This is a genomic window from Ochrobactrum sp. P6BSIII (assembly GCF_014138065.1).
GTDB lineage: Bacteria > Pseudomonadota > Alphaproteobacteria > Rhizobiales > Rhizobiaceae > Brucella.
This window is the reverse complement of the sequence record NZ_JACGXB010000008.1, coordinates 119,459-132,691: the sequence shown is the minus strand read 5'-3', so window position 1 is coordinate 132,691 and position 13,233 is coordinate 119,459. Positions and strand designations below refer to the sequence as shown.

Below are 13,233 nucleotides of genomic sequence, written 5' to 3'. Positions count from 1 at the left end.
GGCTAATGGCCTATGATGGGATGAGCATGGGTTCCGATTCGAGTTTTACCGGCGCATCGTCGAATGTCGCCGAGTATAGCGTTTCCGAGATTTCCGGCGCTTTGAAGCGCACGGTCGAGGATACGTTCGGCCATGTGCGCGTGCGGGGTGAAATCTCCGGTTACCGCGGGCCGCATTCTTCCGGCCATGCCTATTTTGCCTTGAAAGACGACCGGTCGCGGCTGGAAGCCGTGATCTGGCGCGGCTCCATGGGCCGCCTGCGGTTTCGTCCCGAAGAGGGTATGGAGGTCATCGCCACCGGCAAGCTGACCACCTATCCGGGATCGTCGAAATATCAGATCGTCATCGAGCAGATGGAACCGGCGGGTGCCGGGGCGCTGATGGCGCTTCTGGAAGACCGCAAGCGCCGCCTTGCGGCGGAAGGACTGTTCGATCCGGCGGTCAAACAACTTCTGCCCTTCATGCCGCGCGTGATCGGGGTGGTGACATCGCCGACAGGCGCTGTCATCCGCGATATTATTCACCGCATTTCAGATCGCTATCCGCTGCATGTCATTGTCTGGCCTGTGCGTGTGCAGGGCGAGACAAGTGGCCCGGAAGTGGCCGCTGCCGTGGATGGGTTCAATGCGATGCCGGAAGACGGTTCCGTGCCGCGTCCCGATGTGCTGATTGTGGCGCGCGGCGGCGGCAGTCTGGAAGACCTGTGGGGCTTCAACGACGAAATCGTCGTGCGCGCCGTGGCTGCGTCGCATATTCCGGTGATTTCAGCAGTGGGGCACGAAACCGACTGGACGCTGATTGATCTTGCCGCCGATGTGCGCGCACCGACCCCCACCGGCGCTGCGGAAATGGCCGTGCCGGTCAAGGCCGATTTGCAGGCAACGCTTGCCGGGCAATCGGCGCGGCTTGCCTCGGCCATGTCGCGTTTCATCGATCTGAAGCGACAGGCGCATCGCACGGCTGCGCGCGCGCTGCCTTCCGCTGATCAGCTGCTCGCCTTGCCACGCCGCCGCTTCGACGAATCCGCTTCGCGGCTGACACGGGCGCTGTTCGTCAACACGCAGAAGAAGCGCGTTCATTTTGAAGGGCGCGCCCGGCAATTGTCACCGCGCCTGCTGCAACGCCGTTTTGTTGAGCAGCAGCGCACCATGTCGCTGCTCGGCCAGCGACTGCCGCGTGCGCTGGAAGCGTTCCTGCGTGAACGCCGCACGGCGCTTTCGCATCGCGCTGACCGGCTGGTCCCGGAACCGATTTTGCGGCGCACCCGTCTTGCCACATCGGCAGTCGAACAGCTGGATCGCAGGCGCGATCAGGCGGTGCGGCTTTTGATTGAGCGGGCTAAACGGCGCGGACAGGAACTGGAACGCCTCATGCGCACACTGTCCTATGAAAGCGTGCTGGATCGCGGCTTTGCCATCGTGTTCGATGCGGATGGGAATCCGGTCAAGCAGGCTGCAAATGTGGCTGCGGGCGATGCTCTGTCGCTCCGCTTCCGTGATGGCGATGTTGCGGTGGTTGCCGATGGCGGCGCAGAGGGCGAATCGTCAGCCGGGCCGAGCGCGGCGAAAAAGACAGCATCGTCCCGACCGGGCGGGCAGGGATCGCTATTTTAGCAACACTCGCAATGTCTTGAATGCCGAATTGAGAGGTGTCCGCTCACAGGGGCTTTTCTCTTAAGGCTGGCTTAAGCTTGGCCTTTTCTTTCTCGCACATCCGAAATGATCGGCACAATTCCGGCACGAACGAACCGCGTTCATTGCTGCGATGCGTGTCCAACAAAGAGTTCAAGGATGTCGCGTAAAAATTCCCAGGACGCCGCATTTTCCGGCTTGAAGACGGCGGTTTTCAGTCGCCGCAGCTTTCTGATCGGCGCCAGTGCCGTCGCGTTGTCAGGCTGTGTTTCAACCGCCCAGCCGCCGCAACCGGCCCAGCCGGTCAAGAAGCCGGTAGCCCCATCGCAGCCGGTACCACTCATGTATCAGGCCATGCCCGAAGAGCAGTTTCCGCTCCCGGCCGTCGATATCAGCAAGGTCGATCAGAAATTCTGGCGGCAGGAAGTCGATTATCCGACATCCGAGGTGAAGGGCACCATCATCGTCGATACGCCGAACAAGTATCTCTATCACGTGCTCGGCAATGGGCGGGCGATGCGCTATGGCATCGGCGTCGGCCGTGATGGCTTTGCCTGGGCGGGCCGGGCCGTGGTCGCCTACAAGCGCCAATGGCCGCGTTGGACACCGCCGGATGAGATGGTCGCGCGTCAGCCAGCACTCCAGCCTTACAGCATCGCCAATGGCGGCATGCCGCCCGGCCTGAAGAACCCGCTTGGCGCGCGCGCCATGTATATCCATAAGGATGGTCGCGATACGCTATATCGTATTCACGGATCTCCGGAAGCATGGAGTATCGGGAAGGCCGTTTCCTCCGGCTGTATCCGTATGCTCAATCAGGATGTGATCGACCTTTATAACAATGTGCGCGATGGCAGCACGATTGTTGTGATCCCCGATCCGACCAAGGGTCAGCAGGTCACCAGCTGACCTCGGAGCACATCCCGAAAAATGGAAAGGGCGCGAAAAACGCGCCCTTTTTGTTTGGGTGTTTCTACCGGCTCAAAGCTCAATAGGCATACTCCAGGAAGATCGGCTCGACGGAACCGGCCCAGATGCTGTTATAGGCTTTCAGCATGCGCTCGGCATCGGTGATGCCAGCGGCGACGATTTCTTCCAGTGGCGCGAGGAAGTGGGTTTCGTCAAAGCCTTCCGGGTTCAGCTTGTTACGGTTCTTCAGGCCGAGACGCGAGATTTTCAGCGTTTCGCGGGCGATGCCTTCCAGCGGCTTGCCGCGGAATGTTGCCGTGAGCGCCTTGGTCGGCACGTCATTGCGCAGCGCCAGAACTTCTTCATAAGTCCAGTCCTTGGTCAGCATTTCGGCTGCCGTCAGCGCTTCTTCGTCATAGAGCAGGCCGACCCAATAGGCTGGCAAGGCGCAGATGCGCCGCCACGGGCCACCGTCTGCACCGCGCATTTCAAGGAAGCGCTTGAGGCGAACTTCCGGGAATAGCGTCGAAAGATGGTTGGTCCAGTCACCCATATTCGGCACGGGATCGCTGACTTCGCCCTTCAATGCGCCGTTCATGAACTGGCGGAAAGTGACATGGGTGCAGTCGTGATAACGGCCATCGCGCAGGATGAAATACATCGGAATGTCGAGCGCCCAGTTGACATAGTCCGCAAAGCCGAAATTTTCCGAGAAGACGAAAGGCAGCACACCGGCGCGCTGGTTGTCGGTATCGCGCCAGATGCTCGACCGCCACGACAGTAGACCGTTTGGCTTGCCTTCGGTGAAGGGTGAGCTGGAAAACAGCGCCGTGGCGACCGATTGCAGTTTCATCGAAACCTGCATCTTGCGGCGCATGTCGCGTTCCGAGCTGAAATCGAGATTCACCTGAATGGTCGAGGTCCGGTACATCATGTCCAGACCTTCATGGCCGACCTTCGGCATGTAGTTGGTCATGATCTTGTAGCGCGACTTCGGCATGACCGGGGTTTCGGCCAGCGTCCATTTCGGGCTGCCGCCGACACCGAGAAAACGAATGCCCAGAGGTTCGGCGATTTCACGCACCTGGCTCAAATGGGCGTTCATCTCGCGGCAGGTCTGGTGAATGGTCGTAAGCGGCGCGCCGGAAAGCTCGAACTGCCCGCCCGGCTCCAGCGAAATTGCGCCCTGTCCGGTCGGCTCCACCAATCCGATGATGTTGCCTTCATCCATGATCGGCTCCCAGCCGAGCATGGCCTGCATGCCTTCCAGAATGGCTTTGATGCCGCGCGGGCCTGCATAGGGAACAGGGCTGTTGTCCGCTGTATAGAAGGGAAATTTCTCGTGCTCGGTGCCGATGCGCCAGGCATCCTTGGGTTTGTTTCCCCCGGCAAGATAGATCGCAAGTTCTTCAACGCCCGTCAGTGCCGTTTCGTCAGTCGTATCGCGCGCCATACAGTCTATCCCTGGTGGTATTTCAGCTTGTCAGCGTGATTGGACAAATTTGTCAAATCACGCAAGTCAATTTCATTGAACGATCGATTTAGAGAACATCATGCCGCATTTCTCCAGTCGCCGAGAATGGCCTGTACCAGAGCCATGGCCGCAACCGCTGCCGTATCCGCCCTCAAAATGCGAGGGCCGAGCGGAATGGCGGTCACGAAGGGCAGACGGTGCAGCAATTGCCGCTCTTCTTCCGAAAATCCGCCTTCCGGGCCGATCAGAAGCCCAATCGGCCAAGGCTTCGATTGGGGCTTCAAGCCTTGCAGAATGCTCAACGGATCGTCCGATTCGTGGCCTTCATCGCAAAAGATCAGACGGCGTGACGGGTCCCACTGGTCGATAAAGCGGTCGAAGCGCACTGCGTCGCAGCATTCCGGTAGGCTGAGCACACCGCATTGCTCGGCAGCCTCGATGGCATTGGCCTTTATTTTATCGGTGCTGAGCTTCGGCACCTGCGTGTGCTGAGTGACGACCGGCTGCAAAACGCCTGCGCCCATCTCAACGGCCTTTTGCACCATATAATCGAGGCGGCCCTGTTTCAGCGGCGCGAAACAATAGACGAGATCGCTTGGCGCTGGCTGCGGGCGCGTCTCCTCAACGGGTACGAGTAGAACGCGCTTCTTGCCTTCCGGCTTCAGCCGGGCCTTCCATTCACCATCGCGCCCGTTGAAAGCGAGAACTTCATCGCCTTCTTTCAGGCGTAACACGTGAATGAGATAGTGGGCAGCCTGCGGCGCAGCCTCGACCGCCGTCTCCGGGGCGAGGTCATCCTCGATATAAAGTCGTTGCATTCTGTAATTGGCGCGCATGTTCGCATCGATGGCAGAGGGAAAGCCCGCCGGTCAAGCGCTTTGTGTGACCGTTCTGCCAGCCTCCGCATTGAAAACCGCTCTCACTTGAAGAAAAGCTTACACAAACAATTGATGGGAAATGTCTGGTAGTTGAATCTAATTAGATTGTATCCATATAGGTATGAAGCTATCTATTTGAATGGAATTGAAGTGATGAAACAAGCCTGGGTCGAATTCGCGCCGCTTCTTGCAAGCACCGCCAGAGGATGGCGGAAAGCCTTTGATGCGGCAATGGCGGAACATGGTCTTTCCGATGCGAAAGCCGTTCCGCTGATGACCCTCTTGCGGCATGGCGATCTGATCCCCCAGGGGGTGCTGGCCGAACGGGTCGGCATCGAGGGGGCTACGATCGTTCGTGTCGTCGATGAGCTGGAGAAGGATGGCCTGATCCTGCGCGTCGCCGACGATGCCGATCGTCGCGTCAAACTCATCCAGTTGACAGAAGACGGCCGCGCCGTCGCCACCAAGGTGGAAAAGTCTGCGGCACGTCTTCGGACGCAGTTCTTAAGCGATTTCGACGCCGAAAAGGTCGATGTCGCCATGGAAGTATTGCGCAAGCTGAACGAGAAGTTCCTCAACCTTTAAACCAACGCTGCCTTCGAAAACCATGACCAAGCTCGCCGAAACAACACCGAAATTCTGGGATGTCGTCTTTTCCTTGAAGACGTTCGCCGCCGGTATGCTTGCCTTGTGGATTGCACTGATGGCCAATCTGCCGAACCCATATTGGTCGATTGCCGCCGTTTACATTGTCGCGCATCCGCTTTCGGGGGCCACCACATCCAAGGGTCTCTATCGTCTGGTCGGCACCATTATTGGCGGTGCGGTCACGATCCTTTTCGTGCCGCATCTGATCAATTCGCCGGAGATTCTAACCGTCGCCATTGGCCTGTGGATGGGCGTCTGTCTGGCGATCAGCCTGCTCGACGGCACGCCGCGCAGCTATCTGTTCATGCTCGCTGGTTACACCGTGGCGATTGCAAGTTTTGCTGTGGTTTCTGTTCCTGAAACCACTTTTGATTATGCGCTTGGCCGCGTCGAGGAAATTGCCATTGGCATTATCTGTGCGGCAGTGGTCAACCGCCTCGTCTTTCCGCGCCACAGCGGGCCGGTTCTGGTCGGTCGTATCGACAATTGGCTGCGTGAGGGTTCACGGCTGGCCGTCGCCACCATGCGTGGCGAGGGCGCCAGCCCGCAATTCCTTCGCGACCGCCAGCGTCTGGCCGCCGATGCGCTGGAACTGCGCAACCTGACGACCCATGTGGCCTATGACACATCGTCGATCCGCGGCGTCGGAACCATGCTGCATGTGCTGCAACAGCGCATGGTTGCCGTACTGCCGATCATTTCCAGCCTGCATGATGTCATCGTGCTGAAGCCGGGTGAGGGCGAAAAGCCGTGGCACCCCGCAGTTCAGAAGCTTCTTGACGAAGCCTGTGACTGGCTCGAAAGCGGCGAAAACCTCAGCGAAGAGCGCCGCGCGGTTTTGTTGAAGCTGATCGACGAGATCGAGCGTCACGGTAAGGATGCCTCAAGCTGGGGCGAGCTTTTGCCGTTCAATGTGGCAGCGCGTGTACGCGATCTGGTCCAGATCTGGAGTGATTGCATCACGCTGCGTCAGGATATCGTGTCCGGTGCGAAGCGCGGTCATGCGCTGCGCTGGCGTCGTTACGATGCCCATCTGAAGGGGCGTCCGGCGCACCGCGATTATGGCATGGCGTTTCTGTCGGGCTTCTCGGCCTTTCTCGCAACCGGTGTGGCAACGGCTTTCTGGATTGCGACAGGCTGGGCGCAGGGCAGTGCAGCCGCGATGATGGCAGGTATTTTCTGCTGTATCTTCGCGACGATGGACGATCCCGTGCCGGTGATGCGCAAGTTCAACTGGCTGCTGCTGATCGTGATTGTAGCGGCTTTCGTTTTCGAATTTGCGCTGCTGCCGCTGGTGGATGGTTTCTTCCCGCTGGCGCTGGTGCTGGGTCTGTTTCTGGTGCCTGCCGGTGTGCTTCTGGCAATTCCATCGCAGTTTCTGCTGGGCATGGTGCTCTGTGTGAACCTGCCGAACATGCTCATGCTGCAAAGCCACGCCACGTCGGATTTCGTGACCTTTGCCAATGCCAATCTGGCGACGGTTGTCGGTATTGTTATGGCTGCGGTGATCACATCTATCGTGCGCTCGGTCGGTGCTGAATGGAGCGTGCGGCGTCTGGTCAAGGCTGGCTGGCGCGATATCGTTGCGGCAACTGAACGCGGTCCGAGCCGTCATCGTCGGCAGCATATGAACCGCCTGTTGCTACGCATGATTGACCGCATCGGCATGATGACGCCGCGTCTGGCGCTGATCCCGTCGGCGGATGTTGCCAAGGTCGATCTGCTGCGCGATCTGCGCAACGGGATGAACACCATCGACCTGCAGCAATATCGCGCCAAACTGGCCGAGCCTTGCCGCGATGCGGTGGATGCGGTGCTGGACGGTGTTGGCGCGCATTATCGGGCCCTGTCCAAGCATGGACCGGACGGTCAGTCGCGCAAGAATACCGATGAACAACTGCTTGCCTCCATCGACAAGGCGATAGCGGCGATCATCGAAAACGGTTCGCCCGCTGTTGCCCGCCGTCCGCGGCTTGCACTGGTGGCGCTGCGTTTCAACCTGTTTCCCAAGGCGCCGCCTTTTGCTTTGCCGCCGCGCCCGCAATTGGAGCTGCCGCAAGCTGCCTGACAAACAGCCGCCGGAAGAACAGCCCCGTGAAGACCTGAATGTGAACGATCATGAGACCTGAACTCGATATATACGGGATCTATATCCCCACCCTGGGCGTGCTGGCGCTTGGCGCCTATGTCCTCAATACGATCATGCAGCGCCTGCTGGCGCGCGTGCGTTTCTACCGTTTTGTGTGGCACCGGCCCTTGTTCGATGCCGCCATGTATTTCTGCATTCTTGGCGCTGCCGCCATTATCTTGAACGGAATAGACTGATGAAAAAGCTCTTCGCACATACTGGCCGGGTTTTTCTCACCCTCGTCATGGTCACAATGGCGGGGCTGCTTGGCTGGCATCTCTGGGACTATTACATGAATGCGCCGTGGACACGCGACGGCAAAATCCTTGCCGATGTGGTGCGCGTTGCGCCTGACGTTTCGGGTCTGGTGAGCGAGGTTCTCGTTCGCGACAATGAGAATGTCAAAAAGGGCGATGTGATTTTCCGCATCGATCAGGCGCGTTACAAGCTGGCGCTGCAGACTGCTGAAGCCAAGGTGGACAGCAGCAAGGCCGCGCTCGACATGGCCGATCGCGATCTCGTCCGTTATCGCCAGCTCAACGACACGACTGTGACCCGCCAGAAGCTGGAACAGGTCGAAACCACAGCCATGCAGGCCGAGGCGGCTTACCGTCAGGCCGGTTTGGACCGTGATCTGGCCGCGCTCAATATGGAACGGTCTTCGGTCAAGGCGACGGTCAACGGCGTCATCACCAACTTCTCGCTCCAGCCGGGCGACTATGTCACCGCAGGTTCTGCCGTGACGGCGCTGGTGGACACGGATTCCTATTATGTCTCGGGCTATTTCGAGGAAAACAAGCTCGAGCGCATCAAGATCGGCGATCCGGTTCTGGTCGATGTCATGGGCAGCAAGGTGCAGCTCAAGGGCAAGGTGGAAGGCATTGCTGGCGGTATCGAGGATCGTGAGCGTACCGCGACCACCAGCCTGCTTGCTAATGTCACGCCGACTTTCAACTGGGTGCGCCTTGCGCAGCGCGTGCCGGTCCGGGTGAAACTGGAGGATGTGCCGGACGGCGTGCACCTCGTGGCGGGCCGAACGGTCAGCGTGTCGGTCGTCGAATAATCGGCATCCATCAATCAAAGGCCCGGCTGTTGTCCGGGCCTTTTTCGTGCTAGAGCACATCCCGAAAAGTGCGAAGCGGTTTTCGGATAAGATGTGCGTAAAAACAAAAAGTTAGAGCGGTTACAACAATATAATATTCACTGAAACCGCTCTAGCCAATGGAAACGAGATTTATGGGGTGGTCTATGCGCGTATTGGTCGTCCAGAATTATGATGGTGCGGGGCTGGGGCAGATTGAACCTGTCCTCACGGAAGCCGGTCATTCGATTGATTTGCGCCACCCCTATAATGGCGATGCGCTGCCCGCCGATGCCAGCGAACATAATGCGCTGATCGTTCTGGGCGGCGAGCAGAATGCGCTGGCCGACGCCGAATTTGCCTATTTCCCACATCTGCTCGATCTCATTCGCGGCTTTGGCGACAAGGACAAGGCCGTACTTGGCATTTGCCTTGGCAGCCAGCTTGTGGCGCGCGCCTATGGCGGCGAGAATATTCTCGACCGTCCGATGGAGTTCGGCTGGCAGGAAGTGCGCCTGACCGATGAAGGGCAGCGCGATCCGGTTCTGTCGACGGCGGGCAATGCATTTCCGATCTTCCACTGGCACCGCGATACATTCACCCTTCCCGAGGGGGCGGTGCATATGGCGTCGAGCGACATGACGCAGAATCAGGCCTACCGGATCGGACGGGCGGTCTATGGCACCCAGTTCCATTTCGAGGCCGATACCAGGCTGGTCAAACAGTGGAATGCCCAACTCGCCGACGAAATCGAAGACATTGCGCCGGGCTGGGACAAGGCCTTCCCGCAACTGGCCGAGAGCGTCGGTCGTTCTTCCGACAAGGCAGGCGCTGCACTGGCAAAAGCCTGGATCGGCCGAATCTAGAACGGGCAAGGCCGCTCTTGCGATTCCCGGTCGCTCATCCGGAGAGGAAGACTTCTCCCCCTTCAGCTACAAGCTTGTAAACCCAACATTAACCTTAAGGATAAGCTTCGCGTTGCTGCTTTGCCACATCCTGTCAGCAATGCGTGGTTTTGTGAAAAAAGCGCGGTGAACGACGCTTCCGTTCAGTTGCGGGTAACTTTTATCGGGTGTAACTGAACGCCGTCTCCCGGGCAATGATCGGTCGGGCAGGGCTTCACGCCATGCTCGTAACGGCGGCTCGTTTTATCGAATTTCATCCGGCAACCGTCGAGAGAGTTTCCGAATATGACCGCCAAGCATGCCGCCCTTCTTACCGTCCTGATGGTCTCCGCGATCGTGTTCATGGCAGTCGGCATCTTCACCGTTGATGCCGGTAACACCATGGTTTCGAGCGACGGTTACGGAATTTCCAGCGCTCACTAATTTCGGTTAATGCGCTTCGATGAAGCGCTTTTCCACACCGTCGATTGCGATTGCCGAGAGCAGACCGCTCTTCCAGGCATAGGTGTCGAGATTGACCCGGTTGGGTTGAACATCGACTGCACCTTGCGGTGTGTGCCCATGGATGATCACCTTTGCGAGGGGATCGGTCCATTTCAAAAACAGCGTCCGTATCCAGATAAGATCGTCAGGGTCCTGCTCTTCGAGTGGCAGGGCCGGATCGACGCCTGCGTGGCAGAAAAAGAAGTCCCCGAACGAGAGCCAGCGCGGCATTGAGCGTATGAAATCGACATGCGTCTGCGGCACGGCTTTCACCAGCGCTTCGTGGCTGCGCCGGGCTTTATCCGTATCGGAAAAATCCAGTTCCACGCCATAGGAGAGCCCGGTTTCCACGCCGCCATGCAAGGCGAAGATGCCTGCCGTGTCGCCGGTGGCGAGGTAATTGAGAAAGCCTTCGTCGTGATTGCCAAGCAGCGACAGGATGCGCGGATCATGCGCGGTGGCATCAATGAGAAAGTCGAGCACTTCCTTCGATTGCGGCCCCCGATCGATGTAATCGCCGAGATGGATGATGCGCCAGTCATGGACAGGGCGATGATCGAGATCGGCGCGGATCAATCCATGCATGTCCTGCAAGAGATCGAAGCGGCCATGCACATCGCCGATGGCATAAAGGCGGATGTTCTGCGGGCCGCACGCATCCTTGAAAATCACACCGGTCATTCGCCTTCGTCCTTCACTTCCTTCACCGCATTCGTGCCCGCGCGCTGGCGGAAGCGCAGCCGCGAGACGCGCTCGCGCTCTTCGTTCAGCTCGCGGTCGTGCGTTGCCTGCTCGACGAAGCGGATATGTTTTTGCACCGCTTCGCGGGCCGCTTGCGGGTTGCCGGCCATCACGGCATCGTAAATAGCGCGATGCTGCGAGAGGAACATGTCGGCGACGCCGGGATAGCTGTAGATCAGGCTGCGGTTATAAAACACGCCGTCCTTCAAAAGCTGGTAGCAGGAGCGCAATGTGTGCAGCAGCACGATATTATGCGCCGCTTCGCCAACTGCATTGTGCAACTCGACATCAAGACGCGCTTCGGTGTCGAAATCGCTCGCGCCATGCGCAGTTTCCATCGCATTCATGATTTCCGTCAGCAGCGCCTTGTCGGCGGGCGTAGCCCGAAGCGCTGCATATTCGGCGGCAATGCTTTCGATCTCGCGGCGATATTCGAGATAATCGGCGGTTGCCTTGCGATGATCGGCAAAAAGCTTGACCACGGGCGCGCTGAAGACCTGTCCGATGACATCGGCCACGAATGTTCCGCCGCCGTGGCGTGAGGTCAAAAGGCCTGCCATTTCAAGGCGCTTCAGGGCATCGCGCAGGATGGGTCGGGAAATGTCGAACTGGCGCGCCAGCTCACGCTCGCCGGGCAGACGGTCGCCGCCACGCAGAACGCCCTCCAGAATGAGAGTCTCGATCTGGTACACGACGTCGTCCGCTGTGCGGCTCGTCTGTATGCGGGAGAAAATCGTTTCGGCCATGCCGTTCAAGCCCTTTGCGTATCGGCGGCAAGGTAGCCGCAAGGGACGGACCCGGCAACGGAATATATTGAAAATAAAGCCCGACTGGCGATCCAGTCGGGCTTTCTGATGGTTGGAAGAGGGGCGTTTTAAGCCTTTTTGCGCTTGCGCGTCGAAACAAGCACGAACAGACCCGCGACAACGCCATACATCGCCCATTTGAAAGGCAGCGCGTCAGCGGTTTCGCTGCGGATCGGCAGCACGGTTACCGTGCCCGGGCGGCTTTCGAAGCCGGGCTTGCCTTCAGACTTCGCCTGTTCGATCTGCTGCGGTGACACGACCCATTCCGCACCGCGGGACTTGTCGTAGAACATGAAGCCGCAACCGACGACAACGGCAACGATGATGGCGAGAATAAAACGGATCGGAGTGTTCATTATCTTTCCTCAAAAGTCGGAACGACACGGCCGGCATGATGGGAGTTCATGCCGCATCGCATTTATATGCACGCTTTCTAATGCGCAGCGTTACATAGCCAGCGAAAGACTTGATGTCTATTTTTGAGATGCGACCTGTGGAGAACTGCCGCTCTCCCAATAAGGTACAGGGCCATAAAGGTCGGCGAGATAGTCTATGAACAGGCGCACCTTGGCAGGCAGGAACTGTTTCGAGGGATAGACCGCGTGAATGGCCACATTGCGTGAGGCGGTATAGTCGGGCAGCACTTGCACCAGTTTGCCTGCCGCGAGTTCCGGGCCAATGTCCCATGTGGAGCGCTGGGCAATGCCGAGACCGGCCAGCACGGCTTCACGCACCATTTCGCTGGAATTGGTCTGGAGCGGGCCGACCGGGCGAATGACAATCGGGCCTTTCGGCCCTTCAAGCCGCCATGGATCATTATTGTGCGGTGCAAGGCAGATATGCGCCTGCAAGTCTTCGATTGTCTCAGGCGTGCCGCGTTCCGCGATATAGCCGGGCGAGGCCACGAGCAGGCGTCGGACAGGCGCCAGCCTGCGGGCGACAAGGGTCGAATCCGACAATTCGCCAATACGGATAGCAAGATCATAGCCGTCGCCGACAATATCGACCATTTCGTCGGTCAATTGCATATTGACCGTCAGGTCGGCATTGGCGCGCATGAAAGGCACCAGATAGGGGGCGATATGCATGCGCCCGAAGGTCGTGGGGGCCGAGATTTTCAGCGTGCCGCGTGCATCGGCGGAACGCCGCGCGACAAAAGCTTCCGCCTCTTCGATGTTCGACAGAATGGCCAGGACACGCTCGTGATAGCCCTGACCGGCCTCGGTCAGCGCGATCTGACGTGTTGTGCGTTGCAGGAGCCGGGTACCGAGGCGCTCTTCCAGACGACCAAGGCGTTTGGAAACCACAGCGGGGGAAAGGCCGAGATCGCGAGCCGCCGCCGACATGCTGCCGGTTGCGACAACGCGGGCAAAGATTTCCATATCGGCCAGACTGCTGCTCATCATGATCGCGTGATCCCCTCCTACCGAATTGGCCTGCATTTCAATTGCATCTAGCCCAGCGTTGTAAGGCTCGGCAAGCAATTATGCCGCAGCGTGAAAACTGTTATGCGAACGGAACAAGTGGTAAAAATGATTTACCACTTGAC

At 58.7% G+C, this 13,233-nt stretch carries 14 protein-coding genes; 8 read left to right on the top strand and 6 right to left on the bottom strand.

Going from position 1 to position 13,233, the window contains the following annotated elements:
- Window positions 1-26 precede the first annotated feature (26 nt).
- Together xseA and FHW00_RS13285 are read left to right on the top strand one after the other, a co-directional pair.
- Window positions 27-1,613, top strand: coding sequence for an exodeoxyribonuclease VII large subunit (gene xseA, locus FHW00_RS13290; protein ID WP_078338981.1), 1,587 nt, complete (start codon window positions 27-29; stop codon window positions 1,611-1,613).
- A gap of 177 nt (window positions 1,614-1,790) precedes the next feature.
- A complete protein-coding gene (locus FHW00_RS13285; RefSeq protein WP_113533896.1) occupies window positions 1,791-2,540 on the top strand; it encodes a L,D-transpeptidase in 750 nt (249 codons plus the stop codon).
- 79 nt (window positions 2,541-2,619) lie between these two features.
- Here FHW00_RS13285 and FHW00_RS13280 read toward each other — a convergent pair whose 3' ends face one another.
- Window positions 2,620-3,993, bottom strand: coding sequence for a glutamate--cysteine ligase (locus tag FHW00_RS13280; RefSeq protein ID WP_113533895.1), 1,374 nt, complete (start codon window positions 3,991-3,993; stop codon window positions 2,620-2,622).
- A gap of 98 nt (window positions 3,994-4,091) precedes the next feature.
- Window positions 4,092-4,850 (bottom strand): 16S rRNA (uracil(1498)-N(3))-methyltransferase, encoded by a 759-nt coding sequence (locus FHW00_RS13275; RefSeq protein ID WP_078338980.1) that lies wholly within the window; start codon window positions 4,848-4,850, stop codon window positions 4,092-4,094.
- Between the two features lie 195 nt (window positions 4,851-5,045).
- Between FHW00_RS13275 and FHW00_RS13270 the strand changes: the two genes are divergently transcribed.
- The 6 genes from FHW00_RS13270 to FHW00_RS13245 all read left to right on the top strand — a co-directional run bounded on the left by FHW00_RS13270 (window position 5,046) and on the right by FHW00_RS13245 (window position 10,077).
- Window positions 5,046-5,477 carry a MarR family winged helix-turn-helix transcriptional regulator gene (locus FHW00_RS13270; RefSeq protein WP_078338979.1) on the top strand — a complete coding sequence of 144 codons (432 nt, stop codon included), beginning with the start codon at window positions 5,046-5,048 and terminating at the stop codon, window positions 5,475-5,477.
- Between the two features lie 22 nt (window positions 5,478-5,499).
- Window positions 5,500-7,608, top strand: coding sequence for an FUSC family protein (locus FHW00_RS13265; RefSeq protein ID WP_078338978.1), 2,109 nt, complete (start codon window positions 5,500-5,502; stop codon window positions 7,606-7,608).
- Between the two features lie 50 nt (window positions 7,609-7,658).
- Window positions 7,659-7,865, top strand: coding sequence for a DUF1656 domain-containing protein (locus FHW00_RS13260; protein ID WP_078338977.1), 207 nt, complete (start codon window positions 7,659-7,661; stop codon window positions 7,863-7,865).
- Window positions 7,865-8,731: an efflux RND transporter periplasmic adaptor subunit gene (locus FHW00_RS13255; RefSeq protein ID WP_078338976.1), complete on the top strand. Its 867-nt coding sequence runs from the start codon at window positions 7,865-7,867 to the stop codon at window positions 8,729-8,731. Before FHW00_RS13260 ends, FHW00_RS13255 begins: the two co-directional genes overlap by 1 nt.
- Before the next feature lie 185 nt (window positions 8,732-8,916).
- Entirely contained in the window at window positions 8,917-9,615 is a 699-nt protein-coding gene (locus tag FHW00_RS13250) for a type 1 glutamine amidotransferase (RefSeq protein ID WP_078338975.1), read from the top strand.
- Between the two features lie 324 nt (window positions 9,616-9,939).
- A complete protein-coding gene (locus tag FHW00_RS13245; RefSeq protein ID WP_167836115.1) occupies window positions 9,940-10,077 on the top strand; it encodes a hypothetical protein in 138 nt (45 codons plus the stop codon).
- Window positions 10,078-10,083: 6 nt separating this feature from the next.
- Here the strand turns inward: FHW00_RS13245 and FHW00_RS13240 are convergent, their stop codons facing one another.
- From FHW00_RS13240 to FHW00_RS13225, 4 genes are all read right to left on the bottom strand, one after another.
- Window positions 10,084-10,818: a metallophosphoesterase gene (locus tag FHW00_RS13240; RefSeq protein WP_078338974.1), complete on the bottom strand. Its 735-nt coding sequence runs from the start codon at window positions 10,816-10,818 to the stop codon at window positions 10,084-10,086.
- Window positions 10,815-11,624 carry an FCD domain-containing protein gene (locus FHW00_RS13235; RefSeq protein ID WP_078338973.1) on the bottom strand — a complete coding sequence of 270 codons (810 nt, stop codon included), beginning with the start codon at window positions 11,622-11,624 and terminating at the stop codon, window positions 10,815-10,817. Before FHW00_RS13235 ends, FHW00_RS13240 begins: the two co-directional genes overlap by 4 nt.
- Window positions 11,625-11,752: 128 nt before the next feature.
- Complete coding sequence (locus FHW00_RS13230; protein WP_078338972.1) at window positions 11,753-12,040, bottom strand: hypothetical protein; 288 nt, start codon at window positions 12,038-12,040, stop codon at window positions 11,753-11,755.
- A 117-nt stretch (window positions 12,041-12,157) separates the two neighbouring features.
- Window positions 12,158-13,087: a LysR family transcriptional regulator gene (locus FHW00_RS13225; RefSeq protein WP_078339071.1), complete on the bottom strand. Its 930-nt coding sequence runs from the start codon at window positions 13,085-13,087 to the stop codon at window positions 12,158-12,160.
- Window positions 13,088-13,233: the final 146 nt, after the last annotated feature.

Coding starts and splice junctions, on each gene's coding strand:
- xseA (WP_078338981.1), top strand. CDS start 27: ATGGGTTCCGATTCGAGTTTTACCGGCGCATCGTCGAATGTCGCCGAG.
- FHW00_RS13285 (WP_113533896.1), top strand. CDS start 1,791: ATGTCGCGTAAAAATTCCCAGGACGCCGCATTTTCCGGCTTGAAGACG.
- FHW00_RS13280 (WP_113533895.1), bottom strand. CDS start 3,993: ATGGCGCGCGATACGACTGACGAAACGGCACTGACGGGCGTTGAAGAA.
- FHW00_RS13275 (WP_078338980.1), bottom strand. CDS start 4,850: ATGCGCGCCAATTACAGAATGCAACGACTTTATATCGAGGATGACCTC.
- FHW00_RS13270 (WP_078338979.1), top strand. CDS start 5,046: ATGAAACAAGCCTGGGTCGAATTCGCGCCGCTTCTTGCAAGCACCGCC.
- FHW00_RS13265 (WP_078338978.1), top strand. CDS start 5,500: ATGACCAAGCTCGCCGAAACAACACCGAAATTCTGGGATGTCGTCTTT.
- FHW00_RS13260 (WP_078338977.1), top strand. CDS start 7,659: ATGAGACCTGAACTCGATATATACGGGATCTATATCCCCACCCTGGGC.
- FHW00_RS13255 (WP_078338976.1), top strand. CDS start 7,865: ATGAAAAAGCTCTTCGCACATACTGGCCGGGTTTTTCTCACCCTCGTC.
- FHW00_RS13250 (WP_078338975.1), top strand. CDS start 8,917: ATGCGCGTATTGGTCGTCCAGAATTATGATGGTGCGGGGCTGGGGCAG.
- FHW00_RS13245 (WP_167836115.1), top strand. CDS start 9,940: ATGACCGCCAAGCATGCCGCCCTTCTTACCGTCCTGATGGTCTCCGCG.
- FHW00_RS13240 (WP_078338974.1), bottom strand. CDS start 10,818: ATGACCGGTGTGATTTTCAAGGATGCGTGCGGCCCGCAGAACATCCGC.
- FHW00_RS13235 (WP_078338973.1), bottom strand. CDS start 11,624: ATGGCCGAAACGATTTTCTCCCGCATACAGACGAGCCGCACAGCGGAC.
- FHW00_RS13230 (WP_078338972.1), bottom strand. CDS start 12,040: ATGAACACTCCGATCCGTTTTATTCTCGCCATCATCGTTGCCGTTGTC.
- FHW00_RS13225 (WP_078339071.1), bottom strand. CDS start 13,087: ATGAGCAGCAGTCTGGCCGATATGGAAATCTTTGCCCGCGTTGTCGCA.